This window comes from Shinella sp. GW821-FHT11G07, assembly GCF_058808115.1.
Genome location: NZ_JBXARJ010000003.1, coordinates 520223 through 537684 on the forward strand (window position 1 = coordinate 520223; position 17462 = coordinate 537684).

Genomic DNA, 17462 nt, shown 5'->3' on the forward strand with positions numbered 1-17462 from the left:
CGACGCCATGACCTTTTCCGTCTCCGGCCGCTGCGCCGAGACCGGCATGTTCGGTATCGCCGTCTCCTCCTCCTCGCCGAGTGTTGCGGCGCGCTGCGCCCATGTACGCGCCGGCGTCGGCGCGGTCTCGACGCAGAACATCACCGATCCCCGGCTCGGCCCCAAGGGTCTCGACCTGATGGCGACCGGTCTTTCGGCGGAAGCAGCGCTCGAACGGCTGATCGCGGAAGCACCCTATATCGAATACCGCCAGCTCGCGCTCATCGATGCCGCGGGACGGACTGCCGCTTACTCCGGCGCAAAAACGCTCGGCACCCATGCCACGGCGCGCGGCGACAACGTCGTTGCGGCGGGCAACATGCTGACGACGACGGACATTCCGCAAAAGATGGTCGAAGCCTTCGAGGCATCACAGGGAAAACACCTCGGCGACCGGCTGATCGGCGCGATGCGCGCGGCGCTTGCGGCGGGCGGCGAAGAGGGCCCGGTGCATTCGATGGGCCTCGTCATGGTCGACAAGGTCTCCTGGAACGTCGCGGACCTGCGCATCGACTGGACGGACGGCGACCCGATCGAGGAATGTGCTGCCCTCTGGGCGCGCTGGCGCACGGAGATGGATGCCTATGTCACCCGCGCGCTCAACCCAACCGCGGCGCCGAGCTACGGCGTGCCGGGTGATCTTTGAGCCGCAGGCCGCGCCCAATCCATTTGCGCAACAACCTGCCGCCTGCCCCCTCATCCGGCCCATTCGGGCCACCTTCTGCCCGCTGGGGAGAAGGGAAACGAGACGCTGCGGTTGATCCCCTTCTCCCCCGTGGGGAGAAGGTGCCGGCAGGCGGATGAGGGGGCTGCGGCACGCCGTCCGACTGCTATCGTATCTCTGTGAGAGCACACGCATGATCCCTTCGACCCCGGACATCCTTGCCCGCCTCATCGCCGAGCCGACAGTCTCGCGGACGTCGAACCTCGCGCTGCTGGATTATGTCGAGGGTCTGCTCCGTCCCTCCGGCACGCGGATCGAGCGGTTCTCCCATCCGGATGGAAGTCGCGCCAATCTGTGGGCGACCATCGGGCCGGATGGACCGGGCGGCGTAGTGCTTTCGGGGCATACGGATGTGGTGCCCGTCGAAGGGCAGGACTGGAGCGCCGGTCCGTTCACGCTTGTCGAACAGAACGGCCGATTCTACGGGCGCGGCGCGGCCGACATGAAGGGCTTCGTCGCGGCGGCGGTGCGGGCAATGCTTATCGCCTCTTCCCGGCCGCTCAAGACGCCGCTGCACCTGGCGCTATCCTATGACGAGGAGATCGGCTGCGTCGGGGTGCGCGGCCTGATCGATGCGCTGGCAGGGCGGGCGGAGCGGCCGGCGCTGTGCATCGTCGGCGAGCCGACGGGCATGCGGATTGCCACGGGCCACAAGGGCAAGCTGGCGCTGCGCGCCTGCTGTCATGGACAGGAGGGGCACTCGGCGCTCGCGCCCAATGCGCTGAACGCGCTGCATCTCGGCGCCAGCTTCATCACCGCGCTTCGGGCGCGGCAGGAGGATCTGTCCGTCAAGGGCGCGCGCGATGCCGACTACGATATCCCCTATTCCACCATCCATGCCGGCGTGATGCGCGGCGGCACCGCGCTCAACATCGTGCCGAACCGCTGCGAAATCGACTTCGAGATCCGCAACATTGCCGAAGACGACCCGCAGGACATCCTCGCCGGCATTGCGGCCGATGCCGAGGCGATCGCCGCGCCCTTCCGCAACCGCTTCCCCATGGCCTGCATCGAGATCGAGCAGGTCTCCGGCTATCCGGGCCTGAATGCCGAACCGGACGCGCCTGTGGTACGCCTGCTGCGGCACATTCTCGATCATGACGATCCGACGCTGAAGGTCGCCTTCGGCACCGAGGGCGGGCTGTTCAACGAGATCCTCGGCATTTCAACCGCCGTCTGCGGCCCCGGCTTCATGGAGCAGGGCCACAAGCCGGACGAGTTCGTCAGCGCCGAGCAGCTTACCCGATGCGACGCGATGCTAGCGCGGCTGGTCGACCTGCTGGAGGCTGGCGTCGCCTGATCGTCAGCCGGACAGGATCGATGGGTGGAACACCGGACGGTACCCCGCCCTGAGCACCGCCAGCGTCGAGGGTGGCGTCAGCAGTCCGTCGGCGTCTTGGAGCGATCGCGGCGGGGCATAGCCCTCATTGGTCCAGCGGAAGGCACGGCCGGCGTGGAGCGTGAAAGCCGCGCCGTCTGCGACCACCACCGCGCCGTCCGGAAGGGACGATAGTGTCCCCGGCAGCGCATTGATGCGCTTTCTGCGCCGATCCAGCCGCTCCCCGTGCAGGACCTTATCGATGTCCGGCGCCGAAGGCTTTTCCCCGCCTTTCGCGGCCACCCAGCATGCGCGAAACTCTTCTGCCGCCTCGCGCCGGCAGAAGAAGCAGGGCCGATGGCCGGCCGCGAAGGCCACCGCTTCATCGAGAAAGAACAGTTCCGTCCAGCTTCGCTCGGCCATGACGTCCCGGCGGCGGCCCCTGTAGTCACAGGTGCAGACCAGCCAGGCCTTGCTCGACCAGCGCTTCGTGAGGAGGGTTTTCGTAGCCGGATCGTGGAGGATGCCGCGATTGCCGGTGAACAGGCCGCGTTGTGCAATTGCGACGATCTCACCGAAAGGCGTGACGCGGTTCTGAAGCGGCATGGGCATTCCCCGTGACAGCGGTTTCCAGCACCCGATGACGCTTCCCGCTCATAGGAGCCCGACAACCGGCAACGCGATGCAAGGCCATCATCGTGCATGACGCGCCGTCGGGGAATAGTCAGCCAGATTTTACTGTTGTAAAAATGAAAATACATCTGTATCAATCCGCATGCGGGCTTTGGGTTTTGGGAGCAAGCCCCCATGCAGAGCCCTCGTTCCATCATTCAGGCGGGAGGAAATTTCGCCTGCTCCAAGGGAGGTCATCATGAAGAAACTTGCCATGCTGCTGGCGTGCGCCGCCGCATTCGCCCTGCCCGTCGTCGCCTCGGCGCAGGACGCCGCCGGAACCACCAAGAAGGACAGCTATCGCTTCGTCGTCGTGCCGAAGGTCGTGCATCCGTGGTTCGACAAGGTGAACGAAGGCGCACAGGCGGCAGCCGCCGCGATCAAGGCGCAGACCGGCTCGAGCGTCGAAGTCATCTATTCGGCACCGCAGTCCGCCGACGTCGTCCAGCAGAACCAGATCATCGACAGCGCGCTCGCGACCCAGCCCGACGGCCTCGCGCTCGACCTGCTCGACCCCTCGGGCAACCGCGCGTCGCTCGAAGAAGCGCAGAACCAGAAGATTCCGCTGGTGATCTTCGATTCGATCCCGCCGGAAGGCATGGCGATCCCCTATATCGGCTCCGACTTCTGCGAGCAGGCGAAGATCGCGGCCCGCCGCCTCGTCGAGGTTCTCGGTGGTGAGGGCGAAGTCGCCATCATGCAGGGCGTGCCGACCGCGCCGAACCACTCGATCCGCGCCGAATGCCACCGCCAGGTCTTTGCCGAACACAAGGGCATCAAGGTCGTTGCCGAAGGTATCGACAATGACAGCATCGAGACGGCGCAGCAGCAGGCGGCCGCCATCATGCAGGCGAACCCGAACCTCAAGGGCTGGGTCGCGTCCGACGCGGCAGGCCCGATCGGCATCGGCCAGGCGATCGTCGAAGCCGGCAAGCAGGGCAAGGTCACCCTCGTCGGTCTCGACAACCTGCCGGAAATGCTCGACATGATCCGCGATGGCGTCGCCGACAGCTCGTCGGCCTCGCAGCCGGAACTGCAGGGCTACTGGTCGGTCATGCTGCTCTGGGCGCAGGCAACGGGCGCCAAGGTGCCGGGTTACCTCGACACCGGCAACGCCTTCCTCACCAAGGAAAATGTCGGCGGCTGATCCGGCAGAAACCGGATTGCCGCGAGGCGCGGGTTTTCCCGCGCCTCTTCTGTCTTCATCCTGCGCGCAGGTATCCCATGGCTTATCTCGAAACCCGCGGCCTTGGCCGGGACTTTCCCGGCGTGACCGCCCTCGACGGGGTCGATCTGTCGATCGAACTCGGCCGCACGCACATTTTCGCCGGCGAGAACGGTGCCGGCAAATCCACCCTCGTCAAGATCCTCACCGGCACCGACCGTCCGTCGCGCGGCCAGGTGCTGATCGACGGGCATGACCCGGCCGACGATGCGAGCCTCTACAAGAACGTCGCCTATGTGCCGCAGGAGCTCAACCTCTTCCCGCAGATGAGCGTTGCGGAAAACCTCTTCATGCCGTTCGAACGGACGGGGCATGGCGGGCTTCTCGTCAATCGCGGTGCGCTCGTCGAGGAGGCCCGCACCTATCTCGAACGCTTCGGCATCGAGGCCGATCCGCGCGCGCTGGTCGCCAACATCTCGGTTTCCGACCAGCAGTTGCTGCAGATCGCCCGCGCCTGCACCAATGCCGATATGAAGGTCCTCATCCTCGATGAACCGACGTCATCGCTGACGCGCGTCGAAGTCGACCGGGTCTTCAAGGTCATCCGCGGCCTGCTCGACCGCGACCACGCCATCGTCTTCATTAGCCACAAGATGGACGAGGTCTTTGCGATCGGCGACGACTACACGGTGCTGCGCAACGGCGAGAAAGTCGAAAGCGGCCGGATTGCCGACATCGGCGAAGCCGACCTGATCCGCGCCATGTCAGGCCGGGACCTCGCCTTCGACGAGCATTTTCGCCCGCAGGGGCCTGTTACCGACACGATCATGGATGTGCGCGGGCTTTCCGGCGCTCGTTTCCACGATGTCAGCTTTACCCTGCGCCGTGGCGAGATCCTCGGTTTTGCCGGGCTCGTCGGCGCCGGGCGCTCAGAGGTCATGCAGACGGTCTTCGGCTTCCTGAAAGCCAAGGCCGGTGCCGTGACGGTCGATGGCAAGCCCTGGACCTTGAACGACACATCCGCCTCCGTCGACGGCGGGATGCTCTATCTCTCGGAGGAGCGCAAGCACCACGGCATCTTCCCGCTGCTGTCGCTGCGCGAAAACATCGGCATTTCCATCCTGTCGCTCACCAAGGGCTCGTTCGGCATCAGCAGCGGCCGAGAGCGCGAGGCGGTGCAGAAGATCATCGACGACTACGGCATCCGCACCTCCGGCATGGGCAAGCGCATCTCGCAGCTCTCCGGCGGCAACCAGCAGAAGGCCATCATCGGCCGGGCGATGGCGACCCGGCCGCGCGTGCTGATCTTCGACGAACCCACCAAGGGCATCGACATCCGCACCAAGACCGAGATCTACAAGATCATGAAGGGTCTCGCCGAGGAGGGCGTCGGCGTCATCCTCGTCTCCTCGGAACTCGACGAACTCAAGAAATGCGCAAGCCGCATCGTGACCATGCACCATGGCCGCATCACCGGCGAGTTCGACACCACGAACACCAGCAATGAAACCCTCGTAGGCGCCATCTTCGGCACGGAGGCGAAAGCCCATGCAAACTAGTTCCACGCAAACCAGCGCCGTCGCGCATCTGGCGCGCAGCCCGCTTGCCGGCGTCTTCGTCGCCCTCGCGGTCATCTTCACGCTGTCCGCGCTGATCTCTCCCTACTTCCTCACGCCCTACAACCTGTCGGTCATCGCTCGCGGGCTGGCCTTTGTCGGCCTGATCACCATTGCGCAGTCCATGCTGATGGTGCTCGGCGAACTCGACCTGTCACTCGGCGTGATCGGTGGCCTGTGCGGCGTCATCTCCGGCATCCTGATGGTGCGGCTCGGCTTCGAACCCTATTCGGCCATGCTTCTGGCGATCCTGCTCGGTGGCTGCCTCGGCCTACTCAACGGCCTGCTGGTAACCGTACTCCGGCTGCATTCGCTGGTGCTCACCATCGGCACCGCCGGCATCTTTGGTGGCGCGAACCTGGTGCTGACACGCGGCGTCGCGATCACGGGCATCCCGCGCGATGTGCACTATCTCGGCCGCGGCGACCTGCTTGGCGTGCCTGTTCCCTTCCTCATCATGCTCGTAGCGCTGGCCTTCGCGACCTTCGTCATGCTGAAGACGCCGTTCGGCCGATACATGTACGCGATCGGCAACAACCAGGCCGGTGCGCGCATGCTCGGCATCAAGGTCGACAAGATTCGCCTTCTGGTGTTCGGCGTGGCCGGCGCGATTGCCGGACTGGCCGGCGTGCTGATGGTCGCGCGCCTCGGCACCGCCCAGCCGTCGATCGGCGAGACCTGGGTTCTGGCGCCGATCGCCGCCTCCGTCATCGGCGGGGTCGCCACGACGGGCGGCATCGGCAGCCCGATCGGGGCGATCTTCGGTGCCGGCATCATCGCCATCATCGAAAACATCATCGTGCTCTTCGGCGTCTCGCCCTATTGGCAGGGCATCGTCTCGGGTGCGATTGTCGTGCTCGCCATTTCCTTCGACGCCATTTCCCGCCGTTATCTGCGCCGTGACGCTTGATACAAGCCGCCGCATCGATCTGACGAAAGACAAGAGAATGAACCAGGAAGTCAAAACCAAGAAGCTGATCAACGCGCCGGAAAACATCATCGCGGAACTGATCGAAGGCATGGTCGGCGCGCATCCGGACATGCTGCGCGTGGAAGGGTCTACCGGACGGGCCGTCGTCGCCGTCGATGGTCCGCGTGACGGCAAGGTGGGTATCGTCGTCGGTGGCGGCTCCGGCCATGAGCCGGCCTTTGCCGGCTATGTTGGACGCGGCCTGGCCGATGCCGCCGCCGTCGGCAACGTCTTCGCCTCTCCCTCCCCGTCGCACATCGTCGAAGCGGCCCGCGCCGTCGATGGCGGCGTCGGTGTTGTCATGCTCTACGGCAACTATACCGGCGACGTCTTGAACTTCACCATGGCCGCGGAAGAGCTGGAACAGGCCGGCATCGCTGTACGTCATGTGGCGGTTGCCGACGATGTCGCCTCTGCCCCGATCGAGCGCAAATCCGAACGGCGCGGCATTGCCGGCGACTTCTTCGTCTTCAAGGTCGCCGGTGCTGCCGCCGATCTCGGCGAGCCGCTGGCGCGTGTCGAAGCCTTGGCGCAGGCAGCAAACGAGGCGACCCGCTCGATGGGCGTGGCGCTCAGCCCCTGCTCGCTGCCGCAGACCGGCAAGCCGAACTTCACCATCGGCGACGACGAGATGGAAATCGGCATGGGCATCCATGGCGAACCCGGCATCCGCCGCCAGAAGCTTGCGCCGGTGGACGAGGTGACCGACGAGCTGGTCGATGCTGTCATCAGGGAGCTTGGCCTGAAGGCTGGCGAGCGCGTTGCCGTTCTCGTCAACGGTCTCGGCGCCACGTCGCAGATCGAGCTTTACCTCATCTTCCGCCGCGTCAAGCAGCGGCTCGATGCGCTTGATATCGAAATCCATGCCTCCTGGGTCGGCGAATATGCCACCTCGCTGGAAATGGCCGGCGCCTCCGTCACGCTGATGAAGCTCGACGACACGTTGCAGGCGCTTCTTGACCATCCCTGCCGCACACCGGCCCTCGTCGTTGGCGCCTTCGAGAAGACCGACGGCATTGCGGCGCGCAGCCGCAAGTCCGTCAAGGTTGCCGAGAGCACGGCAGCCGCGCAGGAAAAGCCGCGCGAACTGCTGACCGAAGGCGACGTCACGCCGGCGATCTTCAAGACGATGATGCATGCCGTGGGCAACGAGATTATCGCGGAGAAGAACTGGCTGTCCGAACTCGACGGCGTGATCGGCGACGGCGACCATGGCGTGACGATGGAGATCGGCTGGAAGGCCGTGCAGAGCGCGCTGGAAGACAGCCAGGACGACGAGACGATCGAGGGCATCTGCAAGCGCATGGCCAAGGCCTTCCTCGATGCGGTCGGCGCCTCCTCAGGTCCGCTCTACGCCACCGCGTTCCTGCGCGCCGGCACGGCCGTCAGCCACCGCCTCAACCTCGATGGCGCGGGCATGGCCGAATGGCTGAGTGCCGCCTGCCAGGGCATTCGCGATCGCGGCCGCGCCGACCCCGGCGACAAGACGATGATCGACGCCTGGGTGCCGGCAGTCGAAGCCGGCCAAAAGGTGGCGAAGGACGGTGGCTCCGCGCTCAACGTGCTGGTTGCCGCGCGCGATGGCGGCGAGGCGGGCATGAAGGCGACGGCGGCGCTGGAATCACGCCGTGGCCGTTCCGCCAAACTCGGCGAACGCTCCGTCGGCCATATCGACCCCGGTGCAGCCTCGACCTTCGTGACGCTGCGTGCCATGGCGGCCGCACTTCAGAAGGCGCTTGCCTGATTGAATGTTCAGCGCGGGCCTTGCAGCAGGGCCCGCGCCACACCTTCATTGGTGACGAGCCGGTTGACGTAGCCGGCGCGCAGGATCGCCCGGATGATCGGAATTTTGCGAATACCGCCGGAAACCAGCACGGAAATCGGTTTCAGCTTCAGCTTGTCCGGCGGCAGCGCGATGATCGAGTCGTTGAGGAAATGGTCGATCGCCTGGCCACGCGCATCGAGAAACCACCCCATGAATTCGCCGACCGCGCCGCGCTTCAGCACCGTGTCGAGATTGTCCTTCACCACGCGGATCTGCGTCAGCGACGTATCCTGCGCCAGCGCGCCACAGGAAACGATGCCGATATCAGCAATCTCGGTGCGCGCCAGCACGTCCGTCAGCTCGTCGTTGAGCAGCAGCGCATTGCGGCTTTCGGGATTGGCACAGTAGATCGGCGCCGTCAGATAGTGACATTCGACGCCGAGCGCGCGCGCAAAGGCGGTTGCCACCTCGAATGTGTTGGTGGCCGAGCCGCTGGTGACGCCGCCGGTCAACCCCACGACCCAGCTTTCCGATTTCGGCCGGGCACGAAGGCTGCGCACGGCAAAGCTCAGGGTTCGCCCCGAGCCGATGCCGACGCCCATATCGCGGCCTTCGATCAGGTCGCTGGCAAGCGAGCCGGCCGCCTCGCCAATCACCCGCTTCTGCTCGAGATAATCATCCAAGTCCGGAACCACGACTGCGTCGACCAGACCGTAACGAGCGGAAACCTTTTCGGCGAGTTCGATGCAGTCGGCGAGCGGCAGGCTGACATTGACCTGCACGCTGCCGGATTCCCGCACCTGGCCGATGATCTTGTTGACCTTCAGCCGCGTGATGTTCATGCGCTGGGCGATTTCCTGCTGGGTCTGGCCGCCGATGAAATAGAGCCATGCGACGCGGGCGCGCTCCAGGTCCTCGTCGAAATGTCCCCAATCTTCGCTCATGCGGCGCGGTATCCCCTTATGTTTGTTTTTCGATACGTCACTTGAGGTGGCATGGGCAACCACCCGCGGCCGAAAGCCTTGATCGATCAAGCGGATTCCACAGCCGGGTTCAACTGCGCTCGATATCCCGGCGCAGCACGATGGAGGTCGTGAGGTCCTCGACATTGTCCATGGTCGCCACTTCGTTGCGCATCTCGTTCAGCGCGTTGATCGAGCCGACCTCGACCTCCACCACCAGATCGAGCTGGCCGCTGACGGAAGACACCTTGCGCACGGCGGAAAAGCCCGCAAGCCGATCGAGCACGCCGATCGAAGGCGTACGCTTCAGGGTGACGAGCAGGAAGGCCTGGATCTGTCCGTCGTCGAGCTGGCCGATATCCGCCCGATAGCCGCGGATGATGCCGGCCTTTTCCAGCCGGCTGACGCGCTCGGTCGTGGCACTTCGGGAGAGCCCGATGCGGCCGGCAAGCGACTTCATCGGGATGCGCGCTTCCTTGGTCAGGATGCTGAGGATGGTGCGGTCGATGGCGTCCGTGTCCTGCATGGCCCCTCCTGCAATAGCGCCGACAAGATGACGGTTATTATAAACAGAGTGCCGGCACAACCGGCATAATGCCGGATGCGCCCGGTCCGCGTCCATGCAACTCTTTGCATCACGAAGAGGACTGCCATGAACGACATGTTGAAGACGACACCGGACGTTTCCCTCGAGGCCGCAGCCGCACTGCTTGCCGAGCATTATGGGCTCAACGGCACGCTCTCGCCGCTTGCCAGCGAGCGCGACCAGAATTTCAAAGTGGAAACGCCGGACGGGACCTTCATCCTGAAGATCGTCAACGCCGCCGAGCCCGCGGTGGAGAGCGATTTCCAGACGGCCCTGCTCGCCCATGTCGATACGCATGCCGGCGATCTGCCGGTACCGCATATCCGGCCGACGGTGACGGGTGCCAGCCTTGCCCGTATCACCAGTGCGAACGGCGTCAGCCACCGCATCCGGCTGGTCAGCTGGGTCGATGGCCAGCCGCTGGCCGAGACGGAGCGTAGCGATGCCGCACTCGAATCCCTCGGCCGCATGCTGGGCCGTTTCGATGCCGCGCTGAAGGGCTTCATGCATCCCGGCGCGCTTCGCGATCTCGACTGGGATATCCGCAAGGCCGCCCGTTCGGCGGAGCGGCTGCATCATGTCTCGTCAGCGGAAGACCGCGCGCTGCTCGAACGTTTTCTTGCGCGCTTCACCAAGCTTGCGCCGCGTCTGGCGACCTTGCGCGCCGCGGTCATTCACAACGATGCGAACGACTGGAACGTGCTGGTCGATCCGGCCGATCAGGACCGCATCTCCGGCCTCATCGATTTCGGCGATGCGCTGCATGCGCCGCTGATCGCCGAAGTCGCCATCGCGAGCGCCTATGCCGGCCTCGACCATGCCGATCCGATCGGTGCCGCGGCCGCCATCGCCCGCGGTTTCCATACCGAATATCCGCTACTGGAAGAGGAAATCGACCTCCTCTACGACCTCATCGCCCTGCGTCTCGTCACCTCCGTGACGATCTCCGCTTCGCGCCGCAGCCATACGGAAGACAACCCCTATCTCGCCATCAGCGAGCGGCCGGCCTGGACGCTGCTGCGCAAGCTCGACCGGATGAACCCGCGTTTTGCCACCGCCATCCTGCGCAAGGCCTGCGGCTTCGAGGCGGCACCCGGCGCCCGCGCCGTCACGGACTGGATTGCCAGAAACCGCAAGTCGCTAGCCCCCCTTCTGGAACGGCCGGCCGCGACCTATCCGGCAGCACTTGTGCCCTACGGTGACCCCACCCATCCGATGACCGTCAAATCGGCTGCCGAGCAGCCGGATGAGGCGCAGGCGATCTGGGAGACCTATTGCGCGGAAACCGGCGTCGAACTCGGGATCGGCCCCTTCGGCGAGGCGCGCACCGTCTATGCGGGCGAGATGTTCGTCTCGCGCTTCATCGAGGGCGCGCGCCGCACCCACCATCTCGGCTTCGATCTCTTCATGGCGGCCGGGACCAAAGTGTTCACGCCGCTGCCCGCAACCGTCGTCAGTGTCGAGGTCGAGCCCGATCCGCTCGGCTACGGCTGCCTGATTGCCCTGCGACATGAGCCGGAAGGCTGCCCGCCCTTCGTGACGCTCTGGGGCCACCTCGCCCATGAGGCGATGGGCCGCCTGAAGGCCGGCGACCAGCTGGACGCCGGCGCCCTCGTCGGCGAGATGGGCGCGCCGGCGGAAAACGGCGGCTGGGCGCCGCATCTGCATCTCCAGCTCTCGACCGATACCAGCCTCTCCGCCACAGAAATCCTCGGCGTCGGCGAGCCGCGTTATCTCGATGTCTGGGCGGAACTCTTTCCCGATGCGCGCACCTTTGCCGGCATTGCCGCGGAGTTCTACGAACGGAGCGGCCGCTCGCATGAAGAGATCGTGAAGATGCGGCGCGAACTACTGCTGCCCAACCTCTCCATCTCCTACGATAAGCCGATCAAGTTCGTTCGCGGCGATGGCGTCTGGCTGATCGACGATGGCGGCCGGGCCTATCTCGACTGCTTCAACAATGTCTGCCACATCGGCCACGCCCACCCGGCCGTCGTAGAGGCGATGACGAAGCAGGCCGCAACGCTCAACACCAATACCCGCTACCTGCACGACAACATCGTCGCCTATGCCGAGCGCCTGACGGCGACGCTGCCGAAGGAGCTGACGGTCGCCGGCTTCGTCAACAGCGGCTCGGAGGCCAACAGCCTGGCGCTGCGCCTGATGCGGGCGCATACCGGCCGTGAAAACGCCATCACGCTCGACTGGTCCTATCATGGCACAACGCAGGAGCTGATCGACATCAGCCCCTACAAGTTCCGTCGCAAGGGCGGCAAGGGTCCGAAGCCGCATGTCCATATCGCGGCAGTGCCCGATAGCTACCACGCGCCTGCGGACTGGCCGATCGAGGAGCACGGCAAGCGTTTTGCCGAAAGCGTCGCCGAGCAGATCGCCATCATGCAGGCGAAGGGCGAAGGGCCGGGCTTCTTCATCGCGGAATCCATCCCGAGCGTCGCCGGACAGGTCTTTCTGCCGGAAGGCTATCTCAAGGAGGTCTACCGGCTGGTGCGCGAGGCAGGCGGTGTGTGCATCGCCGATGAAGTGCAGGTCGGTTTCGGCCGCGTCGGCAGCCATTGGTGGGCCTTCGAGACGCAGGGCGTCGTGCCGGACATCGTCACCATGGGCAAGCCGATCGGCGATGGCCATCCGCTGGCCGCCGTCGTGACGACCCGCGAGGTGACCGACAGCTTCAACAACGGCATGGAGTATTTCAACACGTTCGGCGGCAATCCTGTTTCCTGCGCCGTCGGTCTTGCGGTGCTCGACGTCATCGAAAGCCAGGACCTGCGCGGCAATGCGCTGGCGATCGGCAACCACCTGATGGACGCCTTCCGCGACATGCAGAAGCGCCATGAGGTTATCGGCGACGTGCGCGGCCTCGGCCTGTTCCTCGGCATCGAGCTGGTGAGCGATCGCAGGACCAAAGCGCCCGCGACCGACTTCGCCCGTGCCGCCTCCAACGGTGCCCGCCGCCGTGGCGTGCTGATGGGCACCGAGGGGCCGCATGACAACGTGCTGAAGATGCGCCCGCCGATGATCTTTTCGAAACGAGATGCCGATCATCTGATCGCCGTGCTCGAAGACACCTTCGCCGACGTCGCAAGAACGCTCGGCTAGGCGGAAGACACCAACATTCAAACCGATCAGCCGGGAGGGCCACGCTCCCCCGGCCGGGACGACGCATGCCCAATATCAACAAGGAGGAGAACCCCATGAGAAACGCAATTCTGGCCATGGCCGCAGCCACGCTCGCTGCCGGCACGGCCGCCCATGCCGGCACGCTCGATGTCATCAAGGAGCGCGGCGAAGTCCGCTGCGGCGTCAGCCAGGGCGTGCTCGGCTTTTCCGTACCCGACAAGAACGGTGTGTGGGGTGGCTTCGACGTCGATTTCTGCCGGGCGGTTGCCGCGGCCGTGATCGGCAATCCCGACAAGGTGGCCTATGTGCCGCTTTCCACGAAGGACCGCTTCACGGCGCTGCAATCGGGCGAAGTCGACCTCTTGTCGCGCCAGACCACCTGGACGCTGTCGCGCGACACCGATCTCGGCATGAGCTTCGTCGGCGTCAACTATTATGACGGCCAAGCCTTCATGGTCAGCAAAGAGGTCGGCGTCACCAGCGTCAAGGACATTTCCGGCGCCTCCGTCTGCACGGAAACGGGCACGACGACCGAACAGAACATGGCCGACTATTTCAGCGCCAACAAGATCGAGTACCAGGTCATCGCCTTCGAAAAGCCGGACCAGACGATCCAGGCCTTCAATACCGGCCGCTGCGACGTCTATTCCACCGACGCCTCGGCGCTCTATGCCCAGCGCCTGACGCTGAACGATCCGGACCGCTTCATCGTGCTGCCCGAAGTGATCTCCAAGGAACCACTCGGCCCGGCCGTGCGCCAGGGTGACGAGCAATGGTTCAAGGTCGTGCGCTGGACGCTCTTCGCGCTGATCGAGGCGGAGGAAATGGGCATCACCAAGGAAAACGCCGCCTCACTTCTCGAAAGCGGCACCACCGCACAGAAGCGTTTCCTCGGCATCGACAGCGAGGCCGGCAAGGCGATGAACCTGGATCCGAAATGGGCCTATAACGCGGTTTCCGCCGTCGGCAACTATGGCGAAGTCTTCGAGCGCCATCTTGGCAAGGACAGCCCGCTGAAGATCGACCGCGGCCTCAACCGGCTGTGGAGCGACGGCGGCCTGATGTACGCACCGCCGGTGCGCTGAGACAGTCCAAAAACCAAAAAGGCCGCCGCGGATGCTTTTCCGCGGCGGCCTTCTGTTTTTTAAGGCGGGGCTCAGGCGCCGCGGCGATAGCGCGGATAGCTCGATGAGAAGATTTCCTCGACCGGCGGATGGCCGTGGGTACGCTCCGGGTAACGCGCGACGAGGCCGTCGAACTGGCGCTGCGCCCTCTCCTGCTCGGCTTTCGCGTCGAAACCCGGGATTATGCCATCGACCATGACGAAGCGACCGTCGATGATGGTGGTGCGCACATCGCGGCCCGAGCTGCTCAGCATCAGCGTCTGGATCGGATCAATGACATGGCCGATGCGATCATGGCCCATGTCGATGACGATGATGTCGGCCTTCGCGCCGGGCTGCAGGCGGCCGAGATCCGGCCGCTTCAACGCATCCGCCCCGCCGAGCGTGCCGGCGTCGAAATAGTGTTCCGAGCGCACGCTGTCGATCGAGCCGTCCATGACGCGCGAGAGCAGCACGCCGACCTGCATATTCTGGATGAAGTCACAGGGCCAGGTGTCCGTGCCGAGACCGATGCGCACGCCCATCGCGCGGAACTTGCTGAAACTGTCCATGAAGCCGGCATGGCGGGCCGACACGATCGGGCAATGCACCAGCGTCGCCCCGGCATCGCGCAGGATATCGAGATCGCGGCCGGCGCGATCCACATTGCGCGTGCCGGCGACGAGTTCGCCATGCGGCAGCAGCATGCGATCGGAGAGCGCGCCGATGGAGTCCAGCCATTCGAGCGGTGTCATGCCATAGGCACTTGTGATGCGGTCGAACTCCAGCTCCGATTGGCAGCAATGCAGGCGGATCGGAATATCGAGGTCGCGGCCGGCAGCCACCGTCCGGCGCATGAGTTCCGGCGTGCCGGTCTCGATGCGGTCAGGCGCCAGCATGGCACGCACCGTCGGCGAGCCGAGGCTCTCGATCCGTTCGGCAAATGCCAGCGACTCCGCAAAGTTGCGAAGCCCGCGCTCCTCGTCGAAATGGAAGGCGATACGACCGTTCTCATCGACATAGCTGTTGCCGGCGCGATAGGCCGGGCCGAGATAGACGCGCAGGCCGAGATCGTGTGCGGCATCCGCGGCGGCGGAAAACTCCGCAACCGTCTCGCCCCATTCGCGATAGAACAACGAGGCGATCGGCAGCGAGGTCGTCACACCGTTACGGATGAGCTGGGCGAAGGCATAGCGCTTCTGGAACGCCAACTCTTCCTGCGAATACATCTCATAGGGACCGCGATCCATGTAGCTCTTCGGCCAGACCCGGCCCTTTTTCCAGGAAGGCTGGTTGTCGAAGGCGAGCACGGTCGTGTCGATATCCGAAAGCGAGTCGAGATCGACGAAGCCGGGCGAAATAATCGCATTGCCGTAGTCGATGCGCTCAGCGACCTCGCCGGGATAATCGTGTCCGACGAAGACGACCTTGTCCCCTTCGAAAACCACGACGCCATCATCGAAGATCACGTGGCGGCCATCACGGTGGCCGATGACCCAGCGGGCGGTCAGGAGAACCGGACCGTCGAAGCGTCCGGAGGGCGGAAGTGTCGTCATGCGTCTATTCCTCAGTCAAATCTGCCAGTCTTCGCGAGCCCGTTCAGGCCAGCTTGGGTGTCAACATCTCGAAGCGATCCCGGATTGTCGAGCAGGTATCGCCACCAAGGCGCGCAATGGCATCGATGACGTTCGGATCGACATGCAGGGCCGAATCCACCGCGCCTTCCTGATAATGCGCAAAGATGATCTCGCCCATGATGATCTGGCGGGACTTGCCCAGTTCCAGGGTGATATGCCGCCGGCATTCGAAGGCGGCCGGCGCTTCCTTGATCCAGGGCGCAGCAATCTTCGTGCCGGGCATGGCGGTGAGGCCGGCCTGCTTCAATTCATCGACACCCCGCGGATATTTCGTGCCGCAGGCATGCATGGCCTCGGCGATGGCATGGGAGACGATGTTGACGGTAAACACCTCTGTCATGCGGATGTTGTGGCCGGTATCCTTGAAGGACATGTCGGCATTGTTCTCGACGCCGATGGCAAGGATCGGCGGATCGGCAGACAGACAGTTGAAGAAGCTGAACGGAGCTGCATTGAAGCCGCCATGCTCGTCGACCGTCGTCACCAGCGCGATCGGGCGCGGAATGATCGTGCCGATCATCAGCTTGTAGCGCTCACGCGCCGACAGCGTCGTGAAGTCGAAGGCAGTCCTGTCGTGCGTGTCGGTTTGGGTCGTCCGGCTGTCCATCGACATCATTCTCCAGCTTTCGCTCGTTGGGTCCTGAAGGGCATCGCTTTTGGCATGCAATGCTGTAAGTTTTAGAACTCAATTTTTGTATACATATTTACACTATGTATGCATGCATTTCTTAGCCGGTAAAGAGCCTGCCCGTTCGGCGAGCGGAAATATTGCGCGACAGCTCGAAGAGAGATGCCCCGGCTCTCGAATGGCGAGCGCAGCAGTGCCGAACCGGTGGACAGGTTCGGTCTTTGTGTGCAATTTTCCCGGCTCATTCATCATTCTGGAGACTCGCCCAATGGCAAACAAAGTCGGAGATTCTGGCCGCGGCCGCTCGCAGGCCGTTCATCGCGCTTTGAAACGGGCCATTCTCGACCAGGCTCTTTCACCCGGCGCAAAGCTGCCAGAGGATTCGATCGGGGAACGTCTCGGCGTCAGCCGGACGCTTGTGCGCGAGGCCCTGGTGCGCTTGAGCGAAGAAGGATTGGTCGATCTGCGCCCCAACAAGGGCGCGACGGTTGCCCGGCCGACACTGGAAGAAGGCCGCAACCTTTTCCTGACGCGCATGGCGCTGGAGCGCCTCGTTGTCGAAACGCTCTCCGGCAAACTGACGCGCGAGCAGATCGACGTGCTTTCCGCCCATATCGCCGCCGAAGAGGCGTCCAAGCAGGAGCATGCAACCTCCATCCGTCTGGCCGGCGAATTCCATACATTGCTCGCCCATATGACGAACAATGCCAGCCTCATTCGCTATGTGAACGAACTCGTCGCCCGCAGCTCCCTGATCCTCGCCCTTTACGGCCGCCCCCACTCTTCCGAATGCGCGGTGTCGGAGCACCAGGAGATCCTCGACGACCTGATCGCCGGCAAGACCGACAAAGCGGTAAAGCTCATGGCTCACCACCTCGATTCGATCACGACCCGCGCCCTGCTGCCCAAGGAAGAGGATCGCAACATCAAGGACGTCCTCTCCGCCTATGCCGCGGCCGAGGGCCTTGCCTAGCCTCTATTGAACACACAACGCCTGAATGCCGCCCAAAACGGCAAAAAGCCCCGGGCGCGTTAGCGTACCGGGGTTTTGATATGGGTGTATGATTTGGTTGCGGGGGCAGGATTTGAACCTGCGGCCTTCAGGTTATGAGCCTGACGAGCTACCGGGCTGCTCCACC

General features: G+C 64.3%; 14 protein-coding genes and 1 pseudogene. 10 read left to right on the forward strand and 5 right to left on the reverse strand.

All coding sequences use genetic code 11. The features are described 5' to 3' along the window. The first annotated feature begins 7 nt into the window (after window positions 1–7). From AC1RT2_RS08985 to argE, 3 genes and pseudogenes are all read left to right on the forward strand, one after another. Entirely contained in the window at window positions 8–685 is a 678-nt protein-coding gene (locus AC1RT2_RS08985) for a DUF1028 domain-containing protein (protein WP_493101221.1), read from the forward strand. A 23-nt stretch (window positions 686–708) separates the two neighbouring features. After that, window positions 709–850 (forward strand): annotated as a pseudogene (locus AC1RT2_RS08990) (endonuclease domain-containing protein); the annotation flags it as partial. A 46-nt stretch (window positions 851–896) separates the two neighbouring features. Then, window positions 897–2063 (forward strand): acetylornithine deacetylase, encoded by a 1167-nt coding sequence (argE, locus tag AC1RT2_RS08995; RefSeq protein WP_493101222.1) that lies wholly within the window; start codon window positions 897–899, stop codon window positions 2061–2063. A gap of 3 nt (window positions 2064–2066) precedes the next feature. On the opposite strand, the gene AC1RT2_RS09000 is transcribed toward argE, so the two are convergent. Beyond that, window positions 2067–2687 (reverse strand): hypothetical protein, encoded by a 621-nt coding sequence (locus AC1RT2_RS09000; RefSeq protein ID WP_493101224.1) that lies wholly within the window; start codon window positions 2685–2687, stop codon window positions 2067–2069. A 265-nt stretch (window positions 2688–2952) separates the two neighbouring features. Here AC1RT2_RS09000 and AC1RT2_RS09005 point away from each other — a divergent pair, with 265 nt between their 5' ends. From AC1RT2_RS09005 to dhaL, 4 genes are all read left to right on the forward strand, one after another. Next, window positions 2953–3900, forward strand: coding sequence for a substrate-binding domain-containing protein (locus tag AC1RT2_RS09005; protein WP_488718016.1), 948 nt, complete (start codon window positions 2953–2955; stop codon window positions 3898–3900). Between the two features lie 77 nt (window positions 3901–3977). After that, a complete protein-coding gene (locus AC1RT2_RS09010) occupies window positions 3978–5477 on the forward strand; it encodes a sugar ABC transporter ATP-binding protein (RefSeq protein WP_493101226.1) in 1500 nt (499 codons plus the stop codon). Then, entirely contained in the window at window positions 5467–6444 is a 978-nt protein-coding gene (locus tag AC1RT2_RS09015) for an ABC transporter permease (RefSeq protein WP_493101228.1), read from the forward strand. The genes AC1RT2_RS09010 and AC1RT2_RS09015 overlap by 11 nt, the downstream gene beginning before the upstream one ends. 37 nt (window positions 6445–6481) lie before the next feature. Continuing rightward, complete coding sequence (gene dhaL / locus AC1RT2_RS09020; RefSeq protein WP_493101230.1) at window positions 6482–8248, forward strand: dihydroxyacetone kinase subunit DhaL; 1767 nt, start codon at window positions 6482–6484, stop codon at window positions 8246–8248. Window positions 8249–8256: 8 nt separating this feature from the next. Here dhaL and AC1RT2_RS09025 read toward each other — a convergent pair whose 3' ends face one another. Then, window positions 8257–9213, reverse strand: a complete 957-nt coding sequence (locus tag AC1RT2_RS09025) for a sugar-binding transcriptional regulator (protein WP_493101232.1) — start codon at window positions 9211–9213, stop codon at window positions 8257–8259. A gap of 109 nt (window positions 9214–9322) precedes the next feature. Beyond that, window positions 9323–9757 carry an Lrp/AsnC family transcriptional regulator gene (locus tag AC1RT2_RS09030; protein ID WP_069059869.1) on the reverse strand — a complete coding sequence of 145 codons (435 nt, stop codon included), beginning with the start codon at window positions 9755–9757 and terminating at the stop codon, window positions 9323–9325. A 126-nt stretch (window positions 9758–9883) separates the two neighbouring features. Between AC1RT2_RS09030 and AC1RT2_RS09035 the strand changes: the two genes are divergently transcribed. Together AC1RT2_RS09035 and AC1RT2_RS09040 are read left to right on the forward strand one after the other, a co-directional pair. Next, window positions 9884–12934 (forward strand): aminotransferase class III-fold pyridoxal phosphate-dependent enzyme, encoded by a 3051-nt coding sequence (locus AC1RT2_RS09035; protein ID WP_493101235.1) that lies wholly within the window; start codon window positions 9884–9886, stop codon window positions 12932–12934. A gap of 95 nt (window positions 12935–13029) precedes the next feature. After that, window positions 13030–14040 carry an amino acid ABC transporter substrate-binding protein gene (locus tag AC1RT2_RS09040; RefSeq protein WP_493101237.1) on the forward strand — a complete coding sequence of 337 codons (1011 nt, stop codon included), beginning with the start codon at window positions 13030–13032 and terminating at the stop codon, window positions 14038–14040. A gap of 71 nt (window positions 14041–14111) precedes the next feature. On the opposite strand, the gene AC1RT2_RS09045 is transcribed toward AC1RT2_RS09040, so the two are convergent. Both AC1RT2_RS09045 and AC1RT2_RS09050 read right to left on the reverse strand, forming a co-directional pair. Further along, entirely contained in the window at window positions 14112–15614 is a 1503-nt protein-coding gene (locus AC1RT2_RS09045; protein ID WP_493101239.1) for an amidohydrolase family protein, read from the reverse strand. 43 nt (window positions 15615–15657) lie between these two features. Then, the gene (locus tag AC1RT2_RS09050; RefSeq protein ID WP_493101241.1) at window positions 15658–16302 is read right to left on the reverse strand and encodes a flavin reductase family protein; all 645 of its coding nucleotides are present in this window, start codon (window positions 16300–16302) and stop codon (window positions 15658–15660) included. Between the two features lie 289 nt (window positions 16303–16591). Here AC1RT2_RS09050 and AC1RT2_RS09055 point away from each other — a divergent pair, with 289 nt between their 5' ends. Next, window positions 16592–17296, forward strand: coding sequence for a GntR family transcriptional regulator (locus AC1RT2_RS09055; protein WP_493101243.1), 705 nt, complete (start codon window positions 16592–16594; stop codon window positions 17294–17296). Window positions 17297–17462 lie beyond the last annotated feature (166 nt).

Excerpts from the sequence above, each read along its gene's own strand:
- argE (WP_493101222.1), top strand. The coding sequence starts at position 897 with ATGATCCCTTCGACCCCGGACATCCTTGCCCGCCTCATCGCCGAGCCG.
- AC1RT2_RS09055 (WP_493101243.1), top strand. The coding sequence starts at position 16,592 with ATGGCAAACAAAGTCGGAGATTCTGGCCGCGGCCGCTCGCAGGCCGTT.
- AC1RT2_RS09015 (WP_493101228.1), top strand. The coding sequence starts at position 5,467 with ATGCAAACTAGTTCCACGCAAACCAGCGCCGTCGCGCATCTGGCGCGC.
- AC1RT2_RS09045 (WP_493101239.1), bottom strand. The coding sequence starts at position 15,614 with ATGACGACACTTCCGCCCTCCGGACGCTTCGACGGTCCGGTTCTCCTG.
- AC1RT2_RS09025 (WP_493101232.1), bottom strand. The coding sequence starts at position 9,213 with ATGAGCGAAGATTGGGGACATTTCGACGAGGACCTGGAGCGCGCCCGC.
- AC1RT2_RS09050 (WP_493101241.1), bottom strand. The coding sequence starts at position 16,302 with ATGGACAGCCGGACGACCCAAACCGACACGCACGACAGGACTGCCTTC.
- AC1RT2_RS09035 (WP_493101235.1), top strand. The coding sequence starts at position 9,884 with ATGAACGACATGTTGAAGACGACACCGGACGTTTCCCTCGAGGCCGCA.
- AC1RT2_RS08985 (WP_493101221.1), top strand. The coding sequence starts at position 8 with ATGACCTTTTCCGTCTCCGGCCGCTGCGCCGAGACCGGCATGTTCGGT.
- AC1RT2_RS09000 (WP_493101224.1), bottom strand. The coding sequence starts at position 2,687 with ATGCCGCTTCAGAACCGCGTCACGCCTTTCGGTGAGATCGTCGCAATT.
- AC1RT2_RS09010 (WP_493101226.1), top strand. The coding sequence starts at position 3,978 with ATGGCTTATCTCGAAACCCGCGGCCTTGGCCGGGACTTTCCCGGCGTG.
- AC1RT2_RS09005 (WP_488718016.1), top strand. The coding sequence starts at position 2,953 with ATGAAGAAACTTGCCATGCTGCTGGCGTGCGCCGCCGCATTCGCCCTG.
- dhaL (WP_493101230.1), top strand. The coding sequence starts at position 6,482 with ATGAACCAGGAAGTCAAAACCAAGAAGCTGATCAACGCGCCGGAAAAC.
- AC1RT2_RS09040 (WP_493101237.1), top strand. The coding sequence starts at position 13,030 with ATGAGAAACGCAATTCTGGCCATGGCCGCAGCCACGCTCGCTGCCGGC.
- AC1RT2_RS09030 (WP_069059869.1), bottom strand. The coding sequence starts at position 9,757 with ATGCAGGACACGGACGCCATCGACCGCACCATCCTCAGCATCCTGACC.